The 21,592-nt window shown below is 58.9% G+C and carries 19 protein-coding genes and 1 tRNA gene; 14 read left to right on the top strand and 6 right to left on the bottom strand.

Annotated elements, in window-relative coordinates; all coding sequences use genetic code 11:
* The first annotated feature begins 5 nt into the window (after positions 1–5).
* The 4 genes from ACWNC0_RS11840 (at position 6) to queA (ending at position 3,381) form a co-directional block, all read left to right on the top strand.
* The gene (locus ACWNC0_RS11840; RefSeq protein WP_449471800.1) at positions 6–914 is read left to right on the top strand and encodes a polyprenyl synthetase family protein; all 909 of its coding nucleotides are present in this window, start codon (positions 6–8) and stop codon (positions 912–914) included.
* A gap of 3 nt (positions 915–917) precedes the next feature.
* The gene (gene coaD, locus ACWNC0_RS11845) at positions 918–1,430 is read left to right on the top strand and encodes a pantetheine-phosphate adenylyltransferase (RefSeq protein WP_196224042.1); all 513 of its coding nucleotides are present in this window, start codon (positions 918–920) and stop codon (positions 1,428–1,430) included.
* Between the two features lie 94 nt (positions 1,431–1,524).
* Positions 1,525–2,283 (top strand): peptidylprolyl isomerase, encoded by a 759-nt coding sequence (locus tag ACWNC0_RS11850; RefSeq protein WP_449471802.1) that lies wholly within the window; start codon positions 1,525–1,527, stop codon positions 2,281–2,283.
* A 69-nt stretch (positions 2,284–2,352) separates the two neighbouring features.
* Entirely contained in the window at positions 2,353–3,381 is a 1,029-nt protein-coding gene (gene queA / locus ACWNC0_RS11855; protein WP_449471803.1) for a tRNA preQ1(34) S-adenosylmethionine ribosyltransferase-isomerase QueA, read from the top strand.
* Positions 3,382–3,393: 12 nt separating this feature from the next.
* Here the strand turns inward: queA and ACWNC0_RS11860 are convergent, their stop codons facing one another.
* Together ACWNC0_RS11860 and ACWNC0_RS11865 are read right to left on the bottom strand one after the other, a co-directional pair.
* Entirely contained in the window at positions 3,394–3,732 is a 339-nt protein-coding gene (locus tag ACWNC0_RS11860; RefSeq protein WP_449471805.1) for a DMT family protein, read from the bottom strand.
* Between the two features lie 199 nt (positions 3,733–3,931).
* Complete coding sequence (locus ACWNC0_RS11865) at positions 3,932–4,852, bottom strand: DUF2171 domain-containing protein (protein ID WP_449471806.1); 921 nt, start codon at positions 4,850–4,852, stop codon at positions 3,932–3,934.
* 199 nt (positions 4,853–5,051) lie between these two features.
* On the opposite strand from ACWNC0_RS11865, the gene ACWNC0_RS11870 reads away from it, so the two are divergent.
* Positions 5,052–5,127 (top strand) — tRNA-Ala (locus ACWNC0_RS11870).
* 98 nt (positions 5,128–5,225) lie between these two features.
* Positions 5,226–7,037 carry a site-specific integrase gene (locus tag ACWNC0_RS11875; protein WP_449471807.1) on the top strand — a complete coding sequence of 604 codons (1,812 nt, stop codon included), beginning with the start codon at positions 5,226–5,228 and terminating at the stop codon, positions 7,035–7,037.
* Positions 7,038–7,091: 54 nt separating this feature from the next.
* Here ACWNC0_RS11875 and ACWNC0_RS11880 read toward each other — a convergent pair whose 3' ends face one another.
* Positions 7,092–7,559 carry a hypothetical protein gene (locus tag ACWNC0_RS11880; protein ID WP_449471808.1) on the bottom strand — a complete coding sequence of 156 codons (468 nt, stop codon included), beginning with the start codon at positions 7,557–7,559 and terminating at the stop codon, positions 7,092–7,094.
* A gap of 183 nt (positions 7,560–7,742) precedes the next feature.
* Between ACWNC0_RS11880 and ACWNC0_RS11885 the strand changes: the two genes are divergently transcribed.
* The 4 genes from ACWNC0_RS11885 to ACWNC0_RS11900 are packed head-to-tail and all read left to right on the top strand — an operon-like array spanning position 7,743 to position 14,570.
* Positions 7,743–9,818 (top strand): N-6 DNA methylase, encoded by a 2,076-nt coding sequence (locus ACWNC0_RS11885; protein WP_449471809.1) that lies wholly within the window; start codon positions 7,743–7,745, stop codon positions 9,816–9,818.
* Entirely contained in the window at positions 9,815–12,859 is a 3,045-nt protein-coding gene (locus ACWNC0_RS11890) for a type I restriction endonuclease subunit R (protein ID WP_449471811.1), read from the top strand. Before ACWNC0_RS11885 ends, ACWNC0_RS11890 begins: the two co-directional genes overlap by 4 nt.
* Complete coding sequence (locus ACWNC0_RS11895) at positions 12,859–13,590, top strand: M48 family metallopeptidase (protein ID WP_449471813.1); 732 nt, start codon at positions 12,859–12,861, stop codon at positions 13,588–13,590. The genes ACWNC0_RS11890 and ACWNC0_RS11895 overlap by 1 nt, the downstream gene beginning before the upstream one ends.
* Positions 13,587–14,570, top strand: coding sequence for a hypothetical protein (locus ACWNC0_RS11900; protein WP_449471815.1), 984 nt, complete (start codon positions 13,587–13,589; stop codon positions 14,568–14,570). The genes ACWNC0_RS11895 and ACWNC0_RS11900 overlap by 4 nt, the downstream gene beginning before the upstream one ends.
* A gap of 154 nt (positions 14,571–14,724) precedes the next feature.
* On the opposite strand, the gene ACWNC0_RS11905 is transcribed toward ACWNC0_RS11900, so the two are convergent.
* On the bottom strand, positions 14,725–15,837 hold the full coding sequence (locus tag ACWNC0_RS11905; protein ID WP_449471817.1) for a hypothetical protein: 1,113 nt from the start codon (positions 15,835–15,837) through the stop codon (positions 14,725–14,727).
* A 399-nt stretch (positions 15,838–16,236) separates the two neighbouring features.
* Between ACWNC0_RS11905 and ACWNC0_RS11910 the strand changes: the two genes are divergently transcribed.
* Together ACWNC0_RS11910 and ACWNC0_RS11915 are read left to right on the top strand one after the other, a co-directional pair.
* On the top strand, positions 16,237–16,803 hold the full coding sequence (locus tag ACWNC0_RS11910; RefSeq protein WP_449471818.1) for a recombinase family protein: 567 nt from the start codon (positions 16,237–16,239) through the stop codon (positions 16,801–16,803).
* The gene (locus ACWNC0_RS11915) at positions 16,800–17,291 is read left to right on the top strand and encodes a hypothetical protein (RefSeq protein WP_449471820.1); all 492 of its coding nucleotides are present in this window, start codon (positions 16,800–16,802) and stop codon (positions 17,289–17,291) included. The genes ACWNC0_RS11910 and ACWNC0_RS11915 overlap by 4 nt, the downstream gene beginning before the upstream one ends.
* Here ACWNC0_RS11915 and ACWNC0_RS11920 read toward each other — a convergent pair.
* Positions 17,288–18,673 (bottom strand): hypothetical protein, encoded by a 1,386-nt coding sequence (locus ACWNC0_RS11920; RefSeq protein WP_449471821.1) that lies wholly within the window; start codon positions 18,671–18,673, stop codon positions 17,288–17,290. The two genes, ACWNC0_RS11915 and ACWNC0_RS11920, sit on opposite strands and share 4 nt — an antisense overlap.
* Positions 18,670–18,918, bottom strand: coding sequence for a helix-turn-helix domain-containing protein (locus ACWNC0_RS11925; RefSeq protein WP_449471823.1), 249 nt, complete (start codon positions 18,916–18,918; stop codon positions 18,670–18,672). The genes ACWNC0_RS11920 and ACWNC0_RS11925 overlap by 4 nt, the downstream gene beginning before the upstream one ends.
* Before the next feature lie 190 nt (positions 18,919–19,108).
* Between ACWNC0_RS11925 and ACWNC0_RS11930 the strand changes: the two genes are divergently transcribed.
* Both ACWNC0_RS11930 and ACWNC0_RS11935 read left to right on the top strand, forming a co-directional pair.
* Positions 19,109–20,212: a hypothetical protein gene (locus ACWNC0_RS11930; RefSeq protein WP_449471825.1), complete on the top strand. Its 1,104-nt coding sequence runs from the start codon at positions 19,109–19,111 to the stop codon at positions 20,210–20,212.
* Positions 20,213–20,676: 464 nt separating this feature from the next.
* Positions 20,677–21,447 (top strand): NUDIX hydrolase, encoded by a 771-nt coding sequence (locus ACWNC0_RS11935; protein WP_449471826.1) that lies wholly within the window; start codon positions 20,677–20,679, stop codon positions 21,445–21,447.
* Positions 21,448–21,592 lie beyond the last annotated feature (145 nt).

Genomic DNA, 21,592 nt, shown 5'->3' on the forward strand with positions numbered 1-21,592 from the left:
TGGCCATGGAGGGGCTGACCTCCGGTTCAGCGGTAGTGACTGTTAGAGCGGCTGCCGTCGCCGCAGACATTGATCGCGCGTTCGAGCTGTTGCTGACCGTTCCCGATGATCCGCGTGCGCGCCTTTATGAGGCCATGCGCCATGCGGCCATAGGCGGCGGCAAGAGATTGCGTCCTCTGTTGGTGCAGGCGGCGGGTGAGTTGTTCAACATCTCCCAGGATTCGCTGCTTCGCGTTGGCCTGGCTGTCGAATGCATCCATGTCTACTCGCTGGTGCATGACGATCTGCCGGCGATGGATGATGATGACATGCGCCGGGGAAAGCCGACGATCCACAAGGCCTTTGATGAGGCGACGGCGATCCTGGCCGGGGACTGCCTTCATGATCTTGCCTTCGAGATATTGGCGGATGAAGAAACGCATCCGGACCCCTTCGTGCGGGTGGAGCTGGTAAAGGCGCTCGCGCTGTCCAGTGGTCCTGCGGGCATGGCGGGTGGGCAGATGATGGATCTGGAGGCGGAAGGCACCAGCTTCGACCTTGTCACCGTAACGCGCCTGCAACAGCTTAAGACCGGGGCGCTCATCGCCTTTTGTGTGGATGCGGCGGCGATCATGGCGCGCATTCCGGCCGATGCTCGCACCAGCCTGCACGGCTATGCGCGCGACATTGGCCTGGCTTTCCAGATTGCCGACGATCTGCTGGACGTCGAAGGCGACGCCGATCTGGCGGGCAAGGCGCTGGGCAAGGATGCGGCGGCGGGTAAGGAAACCTTCGTGTCCCTGCTGGGCGTTGAGCGCGCGCGTGAGCAGGCGCGTTTGCTGGTTGATCAGGCCAAGGCGCATCTTCATGGGTTCGGCGGGGAGGCCGATCTGCTGCGATCGATCGCAGACTATATCGTGGAAAGGGACCGGTAAGGCATGAGCAGGCAGCGGGTGGGGGTCTATCCCGGCACGTTCGACCCGATCACTTTGGGTCACATGGACATTATTCGGCGAGGGGCCAAGCTGGTCGACAAGCTGGTGATCGGCGTGACCACCAACATTTCCAAATCGCCCATGTTTTCCGACGAGGAACGGCTGGAAATGGTGCGCCGTGAATGCGCTGACATCGATACGGAGATCGTGGTCACTGGCTTTAATTCATTGCTGATGGACTTCGCCGAATCGCAGGGTGCCAGCGTCATCATCCGCGGCCTGCGCGCCGTTGCCGACTTCGAATATGAATATCAGATGGCGGGAATGAACCAGCAGATCAACCCGCGCGTCGAAACGGTATTCCTTATGGCCGATGTCTCGCTTCAGCCGATCGCATCGCGGCTGGTCAAGGAAATCGCGCTTTACGGCGGTCCGATCCACAAGTTCGTAAGCCCCGCGACATGCCAGCAGGTGGTGGCGCGGGTCGGCGAGATTGGAAAGAAGGGCGACCAATAAGGGCCGCTCAGCCTTCGTTCAGTTGCCAATCGCGAAGAGCGCGTTATCAGAGCAGCTTCGCCACCAGGCTTTAGATATTAGGGAAAGCTCATCCATGCGGTTCAGTTCGGCGTTCAAGACCGTGGCGATCACTATCGCTCTCTATGCGTCGGGCGGCGTGGCGCTGGCCCAGGGTGGCGGAGGCGCTAATGCCGAAGAGGCAAAAAGGGCCGAGGCTGCTGCGCGGGCCGAGCAGAATGCCAAGTCGATGGGACAGGATCCCAGCGCGAAACTACCGCCCGCTTCGGTGCCCGTAGATCCCCAGGATGTCTGGGATCTTGACCTGTCGAGCGGCGGCCGTGTTCGCATCCAGCTTCGTCCCGATATCGCTCCCCAGCATGTGGAACGTATCAAGCAACTGACGCGCCAGGGCTTTTACAACGGTCTGAAATTTCACCGTGTGATCCCCGGCTTCATGGCGCAAGGCGGTGACCCGAAGAATGACGGAACCGGCGGATCATCGCTTCCCGACTTGCAGGCGGAATTCAACCCGATGCCGCACCTTCGCGGTACCGTGTCGATGGCCCGCGCGCAGAATGAAAACAGCGCCAACAGCCAGTTCTTCATCCTGTTCCTGCCCCGCATGCAGCTCGACAAGAAATATACGGTGTTCGGTCGCGTGATCGAAGGCATGCAATATGTCGATGCCATCACGCCGGGCGAGCCGCCCGTAAACCCGACCACGATCCTGCAGGCATCGATTGAAAGCGACGGCAAGCCGCCGGTCATGGCGCTTCCCACGCCGCCCGCGCCTTCCATTATCGCGCCCGCACCCGCACCGGTGAAGAAAGCGTCATCACAGAAGAAGCGATAAGTCGCACCTGAAGTGGATCATGCCGGTCTCGCATCGGCATGATGGCCGTGCCTTGAGGACAGCGCCCGCATGCGCGTAGATCTTTTCGATTTCGAACTGCCGCCTGAAAGCATCGCGTTAAGGCCCGCGTCGCCACGTGATGCGGCGCGCCTGTTGTTGGTCGATGGCGAAAAGCCTTTCGAAGATCGCACAGTCCGGGATTTGCCCGCCTTGCTGCGCGCCGGTGATGTGCTGGTGTTCAATGATACCAAGGTCATCCCCGCTCAGTTGGAGGGCGTTCGCGGCCAGGCGAAGATCGGAGCAACCCTCCACAAGCGCCTTGGCCTGCGGCAATGGCAGGCGTTCCTTCGCAATGCCAAGCGGGTGCGCGAGGGGGACCAGATAGATTTTGGTGCAGGCGTCACTGCGCTGGCGGGCGCGCGCGATGACGATGGCGGGGTGACGCTGACCTTCGAGGGGGATGAGCCTGTCGAGGTGCTATTGGAGCGGGCGGGGCGCATGCCGTTGCCGCCCTATATCGCCAGCAAGCGGCCTACAGACGCCCGAGACCGCAGTGACTATCAGACCATGTTCGCTCGCGAGGACGGGGCGGTGGCGGCTCCAACGGCGGCTCTGCACTTTACGCCCGCGCTGATGTCGGCCCTCAGTGAGGCGGGTATCTCGTCGGAAACGCTGACGCTTCATGTGGGGGCGGGTACGTTTCTGCCCGTGAAGGCGGATGATACCGATGATCATCGCATGCATGCGGAGTGGGGCCGGATCGAGCAAGCTGCTGCCGACCGGCTGAACGCTGCGCGCCAGGCTGGCGGTCGCCTTATAGCGGTGGGCACGACCAGCCTGCGCCTGCTTGAGAGCGCCTGCGGGGAAGATGGAGTTATCCGCCCGTTCGCGGACGAGACCCGCATATTCATAACACCGGGCTACCAGTTCCGCGCAGTGGATGGGCTAATGACCAACTTCCATCTGCCGCGATCGACCCTGTTTATGCTGGTAAGTGCCTTGATGGGGCGGGAACGCATGCAGGCGGCTTATGCGCATGCCATAGAAAGCGGATACCGTTTCTATTCCTACGGGGACTCGTCGCTTCTTCTGCCTTAGCTTGGAGATGCTTTAGGATCGTCCTACGAACAGAAAGCCGACCGCCGCCATTATGCACAGGAAGGCGGCCGCGTGGCGCCAATGGAGTGGTTCACCCAAAACCGTGACCATGAAGCCTCCGAAAACGATCAGGGCGATTGCTTCCTGTGCGATCTTCAATTGACCTGGGCTCCAGCCGCTGGCGAACCCAATGCGATTTGCGGGTACGGCGAAACAATATTCGACGAGCGCGATGCCCCAACTGATCAGGATGACCAACAGGATCGGCTTTCCCATCCCGCCCTTCAGATGCCAGTACCAAGCTATGGTCATGAAAAGGTTGGAAATGACCAGCAGCAATATGGTTGGCATGAAAGGGCCTCGTAACGCTTGCAGTTTGCGCTCTGGCATTGCTTGAGGCCCAAGAGCAAGGGCTTGATCGACCTTATATCATCCTCCCTCCATGCCGGACGCATTGAAGGTGGGGCCGGCTCACCGTTGCGGGGGAGCGCGTTCGGACAAGCAAAGGGTCCGGACATCCGCCGGACCCCTTGCCTATTTTTGTCTTCGATTAGCGATTGCGTTCCGTATCGCGCGAACTGACGCCGCCAGCGTTCCATCCGCTCTGTTCGCGCCCTTCGCCAAAGAGAGCATTCTGCTCGCGTTCGGTTCGCCAAGCATGGTGCGCTTCATCGGCCGTCTTTTCCAGCGTCACCCTTTGTTCGTCCACCGACCTGATCCAGGACGAAGGTACGGAGTGGTGCACGCCGCTGGCATCCTGATCATTCTTGGTCAGGATGATGCGATCGCCACTTAACCGATCGACCGTACCCACATGAGCGCCGTCGCTTCCGACGACTTCCATATGTTCGCGGACCTGTTGCGCCGCCTGGCGCTGTTCGGTGCGCCGCGTGCGCCAGGTTCCGAACTCACTGTTGAAACGATCGCGATGCTCCCGCTGATATTCAGCATAGTCGCGGTCCAGCTCATTCATCCGCTGTTGTCGCCACGCATAATAGTTGGCGTCATGATGCTCGCCATAATCATGCGTGGGGCCGTAGGCGCGTACGCGATTGCCATGATCCTCGCTGCCATAGCCACTGCGTTCCCCCGTATAGGGCGCATAGCCGCGGTTCGGCAGATATTGGTTGCTGCGCGATGCCGAGGCGAACCCGATGCGGCTGCTTTCATCGCGCGGGTCGCCATAGGGGCGATTATAATATTCGTCATATTCGCGGCGGCGTTCTGCTTCCTCATCGCCGAACCAACTGCGGATTTCATCTCCGGCGCGATCGAAAAAGCCGCGCTCTTCCGGATCATACTGTTCTGGTGACCGCCGAGAATCCGGACCGCTGAACTGGCCGCGCGTGCCGTAGCGATAGCTACGATCATCTCGCCAGTCGCGCTGCCCGCGATGGCGGTCGGATCCGCGATCCCAGTCGCTGCGAGCCCTGTCATCGTCGCCATAGCGACGTCCGCCTTGATAGCCCATCGTCCTTCTCCTTGGCTGCTGTTGCTACGGCATAAAAGCCGTTGCATCACCAATGAGCAGCAGGGCGCATCGTTCCGGATGTTACGTGCGGGTAACATCGCTCTTCCGCACCGTGCTGCCGATGTTGCGGCAAGTCCCTGCTTTTCCGAAAAAGCCCGTTGCAAGGGAATCTCCGCTCGCTTATAGGCAGCGCTCCTTCGGGGCCGTAGCTCAGCTGGGAGAGCGCGTCGTTCGCAATGACGAGGTCAGGGGTTCGATCCCCCTCGGCTCCACCAATTTTCCCAAAACCTGCGGATTTCTGCCAATCGGCGGAAATCTGCGGCTTTTCTTGCCTCTTTGCTGCACCGATGTGTAACACAGGGTCATGGAAGAAATGCCAAAACCGCCATACGTCGTTGAACGTGCGGGCAGCCGAAATCTCTATTATCGCAGGCGCTTCCCCGATGACGTAGTCGCGCATCTGGGCCGGGCGGATTACAACAAGTCACTAGGGGTGTCCGCATGGAAAGATGCCGGAGAACCCGCGCGCCAACATGAGCGCAAATATCATCTCGCGGTTCAAGCAGTGCAACGCGAAATCCGTGAGACGCAGGATCGGATCAGCCATTCAGCGGCGAACGAGCAGGGAATTATCGTCCGGTCGCGTATTCCTGCTCCGGTTCGGCCGAGCGATCCCTCACTGCCTTTCCTGACCGAGCTGGATGCGCGGCGGCTGGCGCGGGATTATCTGATGGCGGCAAGGTCCGAATTGGATGCGCTATCTCCCAACGACGCGCTGGATGCTCAGCGGCGCGATGAATATGTGATGGAGATCGAAGACCGCATCGCGATGTTCCGCTCCTCAGAAGACACCGAAACGATGCGCCTCGTGCAGTCAATCGAAGCCGATCTGCTCACCAAAGCCGGGAGGCGTGCTGATTTCCTTTCACCGGAGGCGCGATTGCTCCGTGAGCTGGTTCGTCGCGCTGCTTTGCAGATCGCCCAGATGGAGCGTCGCCACTTGAATGGGGATTATTCTAAGGGGTTTGATGACGTTGCCTTTCTGGAGCCTGTCGTGGCTTCTCCGGTCTATTCGCCGTCCTTACCTGAGTGGCAGGGGCCGACCTTCGGCGACGTGCAGCAGGCCTATTTGGACACGATCTTTCGTAAGGGGCAGACCGAAAAGACCAAAGACCGTTACCGTGCGGAAATGAAGCATATCTTGGCGTTCTTCGGCTCCAAAACGCCCTTGGCGACGCTGACTAAGGCCGCTTGCGAAGGCTTTGCCGAAGTGATTGATAAACTGCCTCCCAATTTCGAGGATTTGATCCGGGGAGGGTCCGATATTCGCTCAATCGCTGGCAATCGGCTGCCGAACGCTCCCGTCCTGTCATATGCGACACAGGAGAAATATCTCAGCCAGCTATCGCGCTTCTGCGGTTGGGCGAGCGGGCATGACTATATCACCAAGAACTATGCAGACGGGTTGATGCCCAATGGCAAAAAGCCGGATGGCTCCGTTGCGAAGATGCCTTTCGAGGATCATGAGCTGCAACGCATTTTCCGGCGGCCAATCTATATCGGCTGCCGTGATGACCGCCACGGTTTCAGCGAACCGGGAGACGCTATCATCCGTCGCGCCCGCTATTGGGCACCCGTGATCGGCCTCTTTTCGGGTCTTCGGTGCGGCGAGATTTTGCAGTTAACCCCATCGCATTTCCGCGTCTCTGACGCGGGCACGCCCTTCATCGTGTTGACGAAAGATATGAAGCTGAAGAACAAGAACGCCGAGCGAGAAATCCCTGTTCACCCTACGCTGGTGGAAATCGGTCTGCTGGATTGGGTAGAGCGGCGGCGCAGTCGGGCTGAGGAGACCCTATTCCCCGAAGTGCCAATCAACAAATACGGCGACGCCAGTTCATGCTTCGCCAAATGGTATCGGAGCGATCTCAAGCATTTCGGTTTGGGCGACCGCCGACCCCTGCTGTCATTTCACTCGTTCCGCCATACCTTCAAGCGTGCCTTGGACCGGGCCGATGTGCCGGAAGAGAAAAAGGATGAGTTGTGCGGCTGGACGCGCGGTAAGAAGATCGGACGACGCTATGGCAGCGGTCTAGAGGCTGATGTGCTGGCAGAGGCCGTCAGGAACGTGTCATATGGCCTCGATCTCGATCATCTGCGGGCGCACAGTTCCCTTGTGGACTGAGCGCCTCCGAAACGTCCCCAGTCTGTTGCAACTGGTTGCAAGAGGTGGGCCTGTTTAGATGAAGCCGAAATATCTCTGGAGAGATTGGTGCGTGATGGGACTGACGGCAAATTTGCCATTGGGATCGTTAGCATCAAGCCAGTTATTCCATCCGAGAAAATAAGCGTCACTGTCGCCCGTCAAGGCTCTCGTCCGTCGTGTGGTCGCGGACTGGAAGTGTCGCACGTTAATTCCGGCTTCGCGCAAAAGGCGGGCTTCGATGACAGGCCCATGTTGCGCGATGATGCGGACACCCGCCCGGACCGGATCAGACAAACCATCCATCCATTTCTTCATGCGCTTGAACGTAATGTCCTCAAGGTCGGAGGCGTGAATGTCGTCATAAGCATCGACAACATTGGGTGCAGGAAAAGGGACACGCCTAGGCATAGCCCCGACAACGTCATTAAGCCGCCGCAGAATTTCGTTGCGCGTGCTATCGCTGAACGCAGCGAGGTCGTCAGCCGTGAGTAGGATCATCATTTTCTTGCCCGTTTGGGAGGGAGGGGGTGCACGGCGCTTGGCCAAGAAAATGCGTTAGTCGAGCTGACGATTGTTGCACAAGCCTTTGCCGTTGATCCCCCCGTTCACACTGCCTAGACAGCCAATGAGCTAAACGGCGCGCCTTTGGGGCGAGGCTGTGCGAGCAGGCATTTCGGGGGGTGAATGAGCAAGCTGACGCAGCAGGCATTGGAACGGCATCTTTGGGGGGCGGCTGACATCCTTCGCGGGACGGTCGATGCTGGTGACTACAAGCAATATATCTTCGGCCTGCTGTTTTATAAGCGCCTGTGTGACGTGTGGCAGGAAGAATATGAGGCGCTGTTGGCCGAGACCGGCGACCGCGAGGAAGCTGCGGACCCAGATGAGCATCGCTTTCACGTCCCCGAAGAACACCGTTGGGAAGCCGTGCGCCAGCACGCCACGCAGATCGGTCAACGGCTGAACAATGCGCTGGCGGCCATCGAAGATGCCAATCTGCGGCTGCGTGGGGTGTTTGGCGACGTGGATTTTGCCAATCAGGATCGCTTTTCCGATGCCCTGCTGGAAAAGCTGCTCGCCCATTTCGAGAAGCACCGTCTGCGCAATGCCGATGTGCCTGCCGACATGCTGGGCGACGCCTACCTCTACCTCATCAAGATGTTCGCCGAAGGTGCGGGCAAGAAGGGCGGGGAGTTCTACACGCCCCGGCAGATCGTCCGGCTCATGGTAGAGATCGTTGAGCCGCGCCCCGGCATGTCCATCTATGATCCCACCTGCGGCTCTGGCGGCATGTTGCTGGAGGCGGTGCAGTATGTGAAGGATCGGGGCGAGGATGCTCGCACCCTGTCGCTCTATGGGCAGGAAAAGAACTTCGCGACGTGGGGCATCGCCGAGATCAACCTGTTCCTGCACAACGTGGACGACGCCTTCATCGCCAAGGGAGACACGATCCTCTCCCCCAAGCGGTATGACCCCAAGGCGCGCGAGTTCGTGGAAGGCATCGGGGCCTATGACCGGGTGCTGGCCAACCCGCCCTTCTCGGAAAAGGTCTGGGGTTACGATGTCTGGCAGAACGGTGATCCGTTTGGGCGCGATGTCTATGGCTGCCCGCCTAAAGGCTATGGCGACCTTGCCTTCGTCCAGCACATGCTCGCCAGCCTGAAGGATGACGGGATACTGGCCGTGGTGGTGCCGCACGGCGTGCTGTTCCGGGGCGGTGCCGAGGGGCGGATTAGGGAGGCCATGCTGGCCGCAGATGTGATCGAGGCGGTCGTGGGCCTTGCGACTAACCTGTTCTATGGAGCGGGCATCCCCGCCGCCGTGCTGGTGTGCCGCAAGCGCAAGCCTGCCGAGCGGCGCGGCAAGGTGCTGATCGTCAATGGCGATGCCACCTACCAGCCGGGCAAGGCGCAGAACTTCCTGACCGACGATCATGTCCGCACGCTGGCCGATGCCGTCCACGGATTTGCAGACGTTGAGAAGTTGGCTCGCGTCGTTTCTGTGGACGAGATCAGGCGAGAGAGGTTCACGTTCAACCCGGCTTGGTACGTGAATACTAGTCCCGAACAGAGCCATTTTGACATCGGCGAAGAAATCTCGAAACTTGAGGAAATCATTCGCCAGCGGGATGCGCGGGAAGCAGAGATGCGTCACCTGACGCAGTTCGTGTCTAAAACAGAGCAAGAGGCGCTTGAAGAAAGCCAACCTGTTCAAGTCGGCAACATCGTAGAGATTACGTCCGGTTTTGCCTTTAAATCTGAGCTATTCATCGCTGAAGGTGAGATTGGAATGCCTCTGATCCGCATTAGGGACATCGGCAAAGATTTTACAGCGTGCCGCTACACTGGAGAGTATGATCCAATCTACGTTGTCGAACCCGGCGACATAATCGTGGGAATGGATGGCTCTTTCGTCGCCCAGCGTTGGCACGGCCAGCCTGCGCTCCTCAACCAACGAGTGCTGCGGATACGAACTGCTGAGCCTGCCAAGCTCGATGACATGTATCTATACTATCGACTGAAGCCCGACCTCGCGCGACTACAAGCGGCAATATCCGGGACCACCGTAAAGCACTTGTCAGTCAAAGACGTTCGTCGTTTGGAATGGAACCTACCGCCAATCGAGCGACAAAAGGAAATCGGAAAAATGCTCTGGGCCATCGACGAGGTGGCGGCACTTTCTCAGGAGGTTGCAGAACAGGCTGAGGCCAAGGGAGCAGCATTCCTTGTCCACCTGATGCAAAAGTCAGGCGCTTTATGAGTGAACACCGCCTCGCCGAGAAACCTGCGCTTGATGCTTTGGCGGCGATGGGCTGGCATATGCTGCCCCCGACGCAGGCAATGGCGATGCGAGAGGAGGAAAACCGTGCCCTTCTCAAGTCCGTGCTGATCGACGCGCTGAGAGACCTCAATGGCATCGGTGCGGTGGATGCCGAGGCGATCTACAACGACCTTTCTACACTGTCCGATAACGAGGAGTGGCAACGCAAACTGCGCGGCGGCTATTCGCGCCGCCTGACCGGAGAGAGCCGTGATAGCCCAATTGCGCTGATCGACTTCAAGAACCCCAGCCGCAACGCTTTCCACGTCACTAACCAGTTCCGCGTCGCCGCGCAGCGGCCGCGCATCCCCGATGTGGTGCTGTTCGTGAACGGTATCCCGCTGGTGGTGATCGAGGCCAAGTCCCCTCTCAAGACCACGGCCAAGGCCGAAGAAGCCTTCGAGCAGATCAAGCAGTATGAGCGGGACATTCCCCGGCTGTTCTACCCCAACGCCTTCAACATCGTCACCGATGGCATGGCCACGCTCTATGGGGCGACGGGCGCGCCCTCGCAGTTCTATGCCCCATGGCCCGACGCATGGCCCCATCACCGCGATGATTTCGCCGATGATCTCGCCAAGGACTTGTGGTGTCTGTGCGAACCATCCCGCCTGTTGGACCTGCTAGCCCACTTCATCGTGTTCGAGGTGGACCCGGAGACGAGCCGCAAGATCAAGAAGGTCTGCCGCTATCAGCAGTTTCGCGCGGTGAACAAGGCGGTGCAACGGGTTGCACAGGGCGAGCACCGCAAGGGCCTGATCTGGCACACGCAGGGTTCAGGTAAGAGCCTGACTATGGTGTTCCTTGCTCTCAAGCTGAAGACCCACCTTACGCTTGACGCGCCCAGCCTTGCTAATCCCAACATCCTCGTGCTGACCGACCGGATCGACCTCGACGATCAGATCAGTAAGACCTTCGTCGCCTGCGGCCTGCCGAACCCGACGCAGTGCGGATCGGTGGCGGCACTGCGCGGGGCGGTGAACCGGGGCGGCAATGGACAAATCCTGCTGTCCACGATCTTCAAGTTTGCCGGATCGAAAGAGGCTATCCCCAACTCGGCCAACTGGATCGTGTTGGTGGACGAGTGCCACCGCACGCAGGAAAAGGATTTGGGAGCCTTCCTGCAAGCCACCCTGCCGGAAGCCCATTTCTATGGTTTCACCGGAACCCCCATCAAATCGACCGACAAGGACACCTACGCCCGGTTCAGCATCGCGGGAGAGGGCTACCTCGACAAATATGGCATTGACGACGCTGTGCGCGACGGCGCGACCGTGCCGATCCTCTACGAAGGGCGCAAAACCGATTGGGCGATCAATGAGGCCGAAATCGACATCCTATTCGACCGCTGGTTTGTCGATCTGCCCGATAACAAGCGCGAGGAACTGAAGCGCAAGGGGCTGACGCTCGCCACCATCGCCAAGCACCCGGAACGCGTCCGCTTGATCGCGATGGACATTTGGGAGCATTTCAAGACCGTTTGCCAACCGGATGGCTTCAAGGCGCAGATTGTCGTTGTGGATCGTGAGGCGGTGATCCTCTACCGCGCCGCGCTGTCCACCGTGATCTCCGCCGACCTGCAACGCGGCGGCATGGCGGCCGATGAGGCGCGGGCCAAGGCCGACGCCATGATCGCCTGCGTCTATTCCAAGAGCCAAGAGGACAACAAGCCGAGCGAGAACCCAGAGGTTGCCGCACTGCGTGCCGGGCTGGAAGCGCACTATCTCGATGATGCTGCTGAAAAGGACGCGAAAAAGCGGTTTAAGGCGTTCGGGCAGGAGCCGAGCTTCCTGATTGTCTGCGACAAGCTCCTGACCGGCTTCGACGCACCGCTTGAGCACGTAATGTATCTCGACAAGCCGTTGAAGGAACACAACCTCCTCCAAGCCATCGCCCGGACCAACCGCACCTGCACAATCAAATTGCCGGATGGGGGCGAGATAGAGAAGCCCAACGGGCGGATCGTTGATTACATCGGCGTCACCAGCCATCTGGACGAGGCATTGCAGTCCTATCGCTCCGAAGATGTCGAGAATGCCATGCGCGACATCGCCATTCTGCGGAACGACCTCAAGGAAGCCCACGCCCGCTACCGGGCGCAGAAGCGCGCCATGGGGCTGGAGGGCATGGATGAAAAAGCCGCCGCCTATGCCGCTGCCAAAATGGCTGCCGGGGAGCAGGAGGATGACTGGTTCGACCTCCAGCGGCTCACCCGCATGTTCATCAAGGTTTATGCCGACCTGTCGCCCGATCCCGCGATCCTCGACTTCACCGCCGAGGTGAAATGGGCCGCTGCCTTCCTGCGGTTGGCGACGCAGGCCATCAGCAAGGACGAGAGCCTCGACCACAAGAGCTATTCGGCCAAGATAAGGGAAATGCTGGAGCAGCATGTCCATGTCACCGGCCTCTCGACCACGATCCGCCTGCGCAACATCACTGATCCAAACTTTGCCGACGATTTCGATACGGAGACAAAGACCGAGGGGGAGTTGCAGGAAGCGTTTATCCGCAAATCCGCCGAGCTTCGTCGCGTTACCCGTGAGTTGGTGGACAAGAACCCGGCGCAATATGGCCGTTTCTCCGAGCGGGTGCTGGAGATTATCCGCCGCTTCGAGGAGGGCCAGCTTGCCGCCGCCGATGGTCTTCGCGAGTTCGAGGGGCTGACCGGCGACATCCATAGCGAACAGGGCGCGCACGCCGAACTCGGCATGGATGAGAACGCCTTCTCGATCCTGCGCATCATTGAGGCCATCGTGACCGACCTTGACCACGAAACCTTGCAGGACGCGGCCATCGCCATCGGGGCAGTTTATGCCGACGCCGCCGCGACCCAGCCCGCCTTTGCGCATATGGAAGCCTACTTGCGGTCCCTACGCCAACAGGTTCGGCGCATCCTGACCGAACACGGCATCGGCGAAACGAAGGCTATCCGCGAGAAGGTGGAGGAGTTCGCCGTCCATGCCTATGGCAGCGCCGCCTGATGCCTACGCTCCAAATAGGCCAGAAGGAAATCCCCTACGAGCTTCGTCGCTCGGCCACGGCATCAGAACGCCGGATCACCATCACGCCCGGCCATGTCGAGGTGCTGGCACTGAACAGAGACAATGACAGCGACATAGCGGGGTTCTTGGAGCGCAAGCGGCAGTGGGTGTTCAACACCGTGCGCGAGATGGAGCGCATCGCGGCCAGCCGTCACGTCGTGCCCCGGTTCATGACAGGCTCGAAGATACCTTATCGGGGCCGCAACATGTCGCTTACCGTTCGTCGAACCGATGCTGGGCGCGGGACAGTCACCTATCGAAATGGGTTCATCGTCGATTTGCCTCATTGGGCGGGTGACAACGCCGATCATCTTGTCGCCGGCGAGTTAAAACTGTGGCTGAAGCAGCGCGTCCGGAGCGACGTGCAAGAGATCGCCGCCGCTTTCGGTAAGCAGTTCGGTCTCGTCCCTCGGTCGGTCCGCGCTGCGGACTTTGGCCACGGCTGGGGGTCATGCGGGAAGGGAGGCAACATCCTCATCAACTGGCATCTGATTTTCGCGCCGAAGAAGGTGCTCGAATACGTGGTGGCCCACGAAATGGCTCACCTGCGCCATCGCTCGCACGGACGGGAGTTTCGGTCATTTATGGACCAGGTGCTGCCCGACTGGCAATTCTGCCATCACTGGCTGGAGCATAACCAGTCCAAACTTGATGACGCCTTTCTTGGATGAAGACAGCGAAAATCCTTCTGGACACAAATGTGTGGAGCTATCTGGCGCAACACGCACTCGGAGATGCGTTCCAAGCGGCAACTGTCAAGAGCAACGCAAAGATCGTCGTCGCGCCGAGCGTTGTCCAAGAAGCTCTTGCGATACCCGATGTGCCGTTGCGGAACGCTGTAACTGAACTGCAAACACGGTCGCGTTGGACGAGGCTGATGCCAGAGGCCTATTTGCAGTGTGAAGAGATCAAGTCAGAAGTTCAGCGAGCAAGGCCGGACTGGCTGAGCGGAACCCCGGATTTGGCGCGGTTCCGGCGAAACAAATATGACTGGACACGAACTAACCAGTCCAGAGGTTCAAATCTAAGAAAAATGGGCTTCTGGCAGCGCGTTCGTGATCAACCGGACAAAATGGCGGAGTGGTTCCGGGCTGCGAACCTCGACGAAGCACGAGAATATGCAAGAACCGCGCGAGACCGGCTGCGCGACATAGGGGATCACAGGCTACCCGCGCTGGATAAAGCCATCGCGGTAACTATCGACACGCGAACAGGCGAAGTTCGCGACCAGCGGGCGGAGCCTTGGCGGGTAGCTGGGGTGCAAGCGACGACACGCCACCTACTATCTATGGGCGACCCATATCGAGATTGGCTGGAGCCGTTTCTCGTGCCGGTGTGGGTTACCCGTCCAACGGATTGGGATATATTTTGGATCAGGGATGTTACTGCGGGATCAATGCCCCGGCATTGGATACGGTGGGCGTTCGAGCATTTACAGCAAGCGCGTTCCGTGTCGCGGGGAACGCCCGGAGACGCACAACTTGGCGCGTATTTGTTCGACGCTGACATCGTTGTGTCCGCAGACAGGATTTTCGTCGACTTGGTTAATCAGATACAGGATCACTCGCCATCCCCGATGGCGACGGCCGTCAAAATTAAAGGCGACGCGTCGGGGCTGGAGCACTTGCTGGAAATTATTAGGTCGCAATAGAGCTTGCCTCAGTGGGACAAAGCCCTGATCTAAATCTGGTGTCCCATAAGGCTCCATATGGACCCAGTGAGACAATGTCTCACTGGGTTCAGGAACCATTGAGACAGTTCTTCGGCTGATTAGCTTCGAAAATTTCGGGAGACCTAATAGGCGATCAAGCTGGCTTCGGCTCAAGTTCAATCCCATAAATTATCTGGGCATACCGCCTTACTTCTGTCGTAGCTTGAGCCTCCAATCCCCGAAGATAGTCCAAAAATTCGTCCCGGTTGGTTAGAGAGAAGATGCGAGCGCGAAAATCGAGTTCTTTCCCCGGTCGGCCTTGCGTCAGCAGCGACGCGCACTCTTTGTCTATGAACATGGCGTCCACGAATGGCGCATACGCTGCCACCGCCTCGACATCATTCATAAAACCGGCTGAAACGCCCTTCTTCCGTCCAGCTTTCACCTGACCAGCAAGCGCCGCGAACATATAGGCGAGGATACGCCCGAAGGGCATCTCGCTATTGCGTTCCCACGACCAGAAGCTGCCTCGCGCGATATGATGGCTCTGGTCTGGGATGCCCGCCTTTGTGAACAGATGATCGAGCATGGAAAGCTCTTGGCAAATGTGGCTCATGCTCTCGTTCATGATTGCCATCACATCGTCTTCTGCCTCGGCTTTTTCATACCGCTCGCGAAAGCCTCTCAATGCCGCCATCCGACTTTCGTGATAGGCGTTCAATTCGATTTCGAGCACCTCGTCGAAGCCGAGCTCCTTCGCTCGCCAGCCATCAATTAATTCGTTGACACTCGCACCCGCGCGTTCGCGGCGCTGGCGTGTCCCTGCGGCGAAGTGGCTGTAATCTGCGTTTACGACGATCCGCATGTTCGGAAGCCATTTGTTCCGACTACCTCGGAGAATTTCGTCCACATCAAAGTTTACCGATGGATCGCGATTTTCTACGTATGCCGTTGCAAATTCAGTAATTTCGCGCATTTGGACATCGCTTGTGTCTTCAAAGCGCATGTCTCCGCCCATGGCTTCATAGGCCTCTCGCAGTTCACGCGGCCATGCAGAGACAATGGTCTCGGCGTGGTGGATATTTGAGTGGGGCAGCACCGCTTGTTGGAGGTGGACAACTCGGTGCAAGATCGCATCAACCTCTTGCCAGAACGGTGTTAGTTTATCCTCGCGGCGCGTTCCGGCCTTGAGCTTGAAAAGCTCGCTAAATACAAATTGGTCGATGTAAATAACTTGCTTGTTAACCTTTGGCAGCGGTTCGTCCACGCGATAGCGGCAGCGCGAGCAGCGCCAGACAATGCTATGGTCGCCCCCGCTCAGAAAGCCAAATGTGTTCTCCCCACAGTTCGTGCAGCGCGACCATGGTGCACGCTCCCACGTGAAGTCACGTCTAACCGGCATTGCAGGCAAGCTGGTTCTCCTCTGGGCGGCGGCGCAACTTATGTCGACGGTAATGCTATGCGGCTGTTTCACGTCAAGGTTTTAGCTGTTTCCTTGCGAGGCAGGAAGCACGGTGTGCGAGCTGCCCCTCCCGCTTGCATGAGCAATGAGACGCTCTCAGATGGGCCAAGTGCTCCCGTTACCGTGTTGTTTATGTAATACACTTCATGCTGGCGTGCACTGCACCAGCGGGTAGGCTTCCTCCAGCTTATATAGGAGGAAGCATTGCTGGTAGGCTATTGTCGCAGCAGCACATCGGAGCAAATTGCGGGGTTGGAAGCCCAAGAGCGTCAGTTGCTTGCAACGGGTTGCACAAAGATCATGAAGGAGGTCGTGTCCTCGGTCGCCGTCCGGGCGCAGTTGGATGCGGCACTGGATTTTGTCCGCGAAGGTGACGTGTTCGTGGTGACGCGCCTTGACCGGCTCGCAAGGTCCACCACCGATCTGCTGACCATTGTCAGCAAGCTGGAAGCCAAAGGGGTCGGCCTTCGAGTGCTGGACTTTGGTGGCAGTGTCATGGACACGCAATCTCCCAGCGGGAAATTGATGCTCACTATTTTTGGTGCCGTTGCGGAGTTCGAGAGGGGAGTGATGCTTTCTCGCCAGAAGGACGGTATCGCCAAGGCGAAGGCTGCCGGGAAATACCGTGGCAGAGCACCGACCGCTCGCGCCAAGGCACAGCAGGTGCGCTCCATGAAAGACGCCGGGGCAGGTGCCTCCGAAATTGCGGCCGCTCTCGGCATTGGGCGGGCATCAGTATATCGCCTGCTGGCAGATGGCTCTAGCTCATGAGTTATCTGCAAGATGGCGGAGATTGGCTGGGCGACCAGCACGCTATCTCGAATGAACTCTTCCCTGACCTCGCGGTCGAAAGGAAGGTCAGTGATGCCATCGCCAACGGCGTTCGCCTGCCGCGCTGGGGATGGAAGGTTCCCCGCTCATACAATGGCGCATCGGGAACTGAGCGGATCGTTGGTTGGCAGAAGATAATTTTAGCGTGCCGGGCAGGATGGCTTGCTTGGCCGTCAATCTGTTCGATCTGTGACCGAGATACCAATATTCACTATCACGTCGAAAATTACCTCCGCCCCATCTACGTCCGGCCGGTTTGCCGCCCTTGCCATTATCGGCTGCATCGGCGGTTCGTGGAACCGGAGCCATGGCAGCTTCTCGTCTGCCGGTATGGAGGATGGGCAGCATCCATCAGCGCGGAGGAGCTGGACAGGTCGACCCTTCGTCGACTGGCTCAAGAAGAAAATCCCGAAAGCTGGCCGATCTAGGCGGCCGCTGCCGACCTACGCGCCTCCGCAGCGTCAAGCCAGCGCTTGAGTTCGGCGATGATCTCTTTCCGGCCTTCGCCGCTTGCGTCTCCCTCGGTCGGTATGAACTCCGATAAAGATTGCAACCCGTCCCAAGCACGGCCTGCGATCAGTATCGCGTGAACAGCCGAGGTTCTATGGGATGCGTTGCGATCCAGATAGAAGCGCCTGACCGCTAGCGCGGCGAGATATTCCGCCTCGTAAGCGTCGCCCTCTGGCCAATCGGGATACGCCCTGCGCCAATGGCGCACTCGTCGTTCCGCTGCCTCAATTTCGGCCAGTTCCAGCCGCCCTTCAAGAGCGCTCACCATATATTGACGAACTTTCGACGCCGATGGCTTCCACTCGATGCCGTCCGGCGTCGCCTCGCCATCCTGCTTCATGAACTCGAACGACCTTGTGAGATCGTATTTGATGGAGTGGCCCACCCTAAGCCCCAGACGCCCGACATTGAGCGAAGCTATGCTTTCCTTGATCCGGTGTATCCGCTCGTCCACCTCCTCCCTTGATCGTCCCATGACGAACAAATTGTCGGCGTAGGTGATCGTCTCCGGGCACTGGGCGGCCGCCAGCACCTCGGCGATGATCCGCTCGCCAACGATTGGAGATGTCGAGGCACCCAAGGAAAGCCCCGTCAGAGCGCTGGGGGTAGGGTCTCCATCAGACGACACTACGGCGATAGGAGAGGAACCGTCACGCAGGGCGAAGTCCCATACCACGTTGTCAACGACACTCGTCGGCAACGGCCGCAGGAGATCGGCCAGCCGCTCGTGCGCCACGCTGCCGTAGAAATTCTCGAAGTCGAGTTCTACGCCATGCGTGAAGCCTTCACGGTAGGCCGCCGCGACAGCATTTCGTGCTGTCGGCATCCCCCCATTGAACAGCGTTTGTCTTCGCAGGGGAGGATGTATTTGCCGCAGGACGTCAGCGACTAGAGCCTGATGCATCCTACGGCGGGGTCCAAATTCCTGAACCCAGCGTCGGCCGCTGCCTTTGTCGACGCGCCGGGTGCAGACTGCTTCGTTCAGCACGGGAACGAAGGCGTTGAAGCTGGTTGCAAGCTGAGCAATGCTAATTGGACTGGCGTGATTGAGCCGCTTGCAACGCAGAACAGCCTCGTAGGCGTAAAGAAGATGCAGGTCGCGTTCCCGCAACACACGTCGCACCTCCGAATGTCGCTGCCGACCGGTCGCTGCGCCCAAGAGTTCCATCTGCCGCGCGCGATACTGACGCAACACTGCCAGCCGGGCAATGAAGTCAGGATTGGCTGATCGAAAACGCTCATATTGCGTTTCGGTGCGGCTCTGACGGTGTAGATGGCGGTGGCGAGCCACAATGGTCACTTGGCTAACGCTCCCGGTTCTACTGGGCTTGGCTCGAAATCTGGATCGAGCAAATGATGCGCGGGAGTTTGCAGCGCCAGTGCAATTCGCTCAACCACGTCCAGCGTAGGATTGCGAGCGCCTCTCTCAACGTCGGACATGTAGGAGCGGGCTATCCCGGACACATCGGCAAATGCTTCCTGCGATAGACCTGACGCTTTCCGCGCGAGCTTCACATTGCGGCCAAATGTCTGCGGGAGCGCCATCGGCCACTATCAGCAAAGAGCAGCCTTTGGGCACCACCCGATATAAGTGACAAAATGCTTTCTCTGCCTTTCTCAACTGGATAGTCATTGGCTGTCCACACCCGGCACGCGGGTTCCACAGGGGAAAAGTCAGAATGAGAAAGCGAAAGTGCGCAGCCGGTGACCTGAACACTGTCGGCGAGGCGCGGGTATGAGCGCCTTGGAAGGTCATCAGCAGAAACGGCGAGGAAAAGCGCCACGGGGAGTGGAATGGCTCAGTTTCGTCGCGGTTGTTGCCTCGGTCCTGTCGTTAGTGGTGCTCGGCGGTTTCGTTTCGGCGATTTGCTTCTTCATCGCTGGCGGGATGGCTTGGTCTCGGTCTTTTCAGGAGCAGGCAGCTCAGGGGAAACCCACTGTGGGCAACATGGCGCGCTTCGTTATCGGCGGCCTAATGACTGTTTTGGCAGTCGTGATGCTACCCAAGGACGCAAATACGGCTTCAGAGAGCACCGGAGCCGGGAGCGAGGAAGCCGCTGCCGCAGTGCAGTGCGATTTTGGGTCGCGGAAAACTGAGGTGGACTTCGCCGCAAAAAGTGATGTCAACTTACGTTCTGCTCCAAACGCGACCTCGGCGACCGTGCCGTGGAAAATCGGTGACGAAACTGTCCCGTTCCCGATGGAGGAGGGCCATACCGTGCGTGAACATTGCCGGGTGGGAAACTGGTCGAAAATTCATACTCCCACGAGCAACGATGTTCCGCGCCTTGCTGGGTGGGTTCCCTCGTCATCCCTGCGTAAGGTCAAAGCGGCCGCCGATGGACGGCGCGTTTACACGGAGGCGGATTTCGAGTGGCCGGAAGGCAGCGCGGGGCTGCGAACGGCGGCTGTGAAAGTCATGAACCGGATCATGGAACAGCGCCGCGAATGTGAGGCGCTGGATCACCAATCCCTTGTCCTCAATAAGACCACCAAGGGGAAGGTTTTCTCCGTTCCCTGCTTTACCGCCGGGGAGATGCTGTCTTTCGATTTCGTGGCCGCTGATGCGACGAACGGGCGCAGCTTCGCCAAGGTTGACCCCATGGAAGAAACCGAAGCCGTTGTAGCCTGTAGGAACGCGGTCCTGAGCAATGCCACCCATCCCTCAACGGTCGATTTTCCTCTGGGATATGACTTCCGCACGGGAGGGGAGGGACGGACGCAGGTGTTGATGTCGGCGACCGCGAAGAACGCTTTCAACTTGGAGCTGAAATTCAAGGTTCACTGCGATTTCAACGGCACCAACCTTACGGATTTCGGGATGTCCGAAACTCAGTGAGTGTAGATAGTAGATATGGCTAGATATAAATGAAGGGGATTTTACCGTAACTTACTGTTTTCGTTAAATTGTGTGGGGCGTAGGTTGCCCCACATCTAATGGCTCCGCCTGTATTTTTCTGAGCCAAATTTCTGGCCTCTGTGCTGTCGGATTAGCGGCAGAAGACCGTGAAGATCGTAAGGAATAACGGCACATCTGTGAGGATGTTCTTTGCGACTGGGTGCCAAGCTCCAGTCTTTTTCGAGGCACTTTTTCATTTGGTGATTGATGCCAACCCTGATCTGCACCCTTGATCTGTAACACAAGGCTGATACACAGAGAGGCGTAGCAAAGCTAAAAAGTGGCGGATTTACGTGGGTATGAGGTTGTTTATGCCTTCCCCCCTCGGCTCCACCACCCCTCCAGTGACGGGGTGATCCAGAAGGACTTTACCGCCAGCATTATACGCGCCTATGGCGGCTCTCATGGCATCGACCAAAAGTGAAGGCCGGGCAGCGGCGACAGCTGTAATCGTTCGCGACATGCCCGATGGGCCGCCGCATATCCTGATGATGGAACGCGCCGGGAGCATGGCTTTTGCAGCGGGAGCGCTGGTGTTTCCGGGAGGCGCGGTTGATGAGGCGGATCGGGAATTGGCCCGCGCCGTGGATGCGTCCGGCAATGTGGAGGAGACCGCCGCTCGGCTGGCGGCGATCCGTGAAACGCTGGAGGAAAGCGGCCTTGGCATCGGTTTTGGGGTGCGGCCCGATCCGGCGCAATTGTTCGAAATGCGGTGCGCGCTGACAGAAGGCGCAGATTTTTCGGCGACCATCGAAGCGCACGGGATTAGGCTGGCCCTCGATCAATTGGTGCCATTCAGCCGCTGGCATCCTGCGGGCGCGGAAATGGCCGCGCGCATTTATGACACGCATTTCTATTTGGTACGCGCGCCAGAAGGGCAGGTTGCAAGTGCGGATACGACCGAAAATGTCCGGTTGTTCTGGATGAGCGCGAGTGACACGATCGCTCTATGCGACGCGGGCGGCGGGCGCATCATTTTCCCGACCCGCCGCAATCTTGAGCGATTGGCCCTGTTCGACAGCTTCGCCGCGATGGCGGCCCACGCCGGGTCCTTTCCCGTCGAAAAGATCAGCCCCTGGCTGGAAGAGAGAGGCGGCGTGCGCCATCTCTGCATCCCCGATCATCTCGGTTATCCCGTGACGTCGGAACCGATGGAGCGTGTGCAGCGTGGTTAGGCCATGCGCTGTCTCAGATGGCGCGTTCCCGCTCATTTCAGTGATGTTCCAGCGCGACTAAATCGCCGCGCGTTTGGCGGGAGGCCATGCCGTTAGCGCCGTTATGGACTCGCGCCGCACACAGGCATAGATTCGGCGCTCTTCA

It is taken from the genome of Sphingobium chungangianum, assembly GCF_977014255.1.

Coding starts and splice junctions, on each gene's coding strand:
- ACWNC0_RS11850 (WP_449471802.1), top strand. CDS start 1,525: ATGCGGTTCAGTTCGGCGTTCAAGACCGTGGCGATCACTATCGCTCTC.
- ACWNC0_RS11875 (WP_449471807.1), top strand. CDS start 5,226: ATGCCAAAACCGCCATACGTCGTTGAACGTGCGGGCAGCCGAAATCTC.
- ACWNC0_RS11915 (WP_449471820.1), top strand. CDS start 16,800: ATGAGTTATCTGCAAGATGGCGGAGATTGGCTGGGCGACCAGCACGCT.
- ACWNC0_RS11890 (WP_449471811.1), top strand. CDS start 9,815: ATGAGTGAACACCGCCTCGCCGAGAAACCTGCGCTTGATGCTTTGGCG.
- ACWNC0_RS11895 (WP_449471813.1), top strand. CDS start 12,859: ATGCCTACGCTCCAAATAGGCCAGAAGGAAATCCCCTACGAGCTTCGT.
- ACWNC0_RS11935 (WP_449471826.1), top strand. CDS start 20,677: ATGGCATCGACCAAAAGTGAAGGCCGGGCAGCGGCGACAGCTGTAATC.
- queA (WP_449471803.1), top strand. CDS start 2,353: ATGCGCGTAGATCTTTTCGATTTCGAACTGCCGCCTGAAAGCATCGCG.
- ACWNC0_RS11900 (WP_449471815.1), top strand. CDS start 13,587: ATGAAGACAGCGAAAATCCTTCTGGACACAAATGTGTGGAGCTATCTG.
- ACWNC0_RS11885 (WP_449471809.1), top strand. CDS start 7,743: ATGAGCAAGCTGACGCAGCAGGCATTGGAACGGCATCTTTGGGGGGCG.
- ACWNC0_RS11880 (WP_449471808.1), bottom strand. CDS start 7,559: ATGATGATCCTACTCACGGCTGACGACCTCGCTGCGTTCAGCGATAGC.
- ACWNC0_RS11865 (WP_449471806.1), bottom strand. CDS start 4,852: ATGGGCTATCAAGGCGGACGTCGCTATGGCGACGATGACAGGGCTCGC.
- ACWNC0_RS11925 (WP_449471823.1), bottom strand. CDS start 18,918: ATGGCGCTCCCGCAGACATTTGGCCGCAATGTGAAGCTCGCGCGGAAA.
- ACWNC0_RS11930 (WP_449471825.1), top strand. CDS start 19,109: ATGAGCGCCTTGGAAGGTCATCAGCAGAAACGGCGAGGAAAAGCGCCA.
- ACWNC0_RS11840 (WP_449471800.1), top strand. CDS start 6: ATGGAGGGGCTGACCTCCGGTTCAGCGGTAGTGACTGTTAGAGCGGCT.
- coaD (WP_196224042.1), top strand. CDS start 918: ATGAGCAGGCAGCGGGTGGGGGTCTATCCCGGCACGTTCGACCCGATC.
- ACWNC0_RS11860 (WP_449471805.1), bottom strand. CDS start 3,732: ATGCCAACCATATTGCTGCTGGTCATTTCCAACCTTTTCATGACCATA.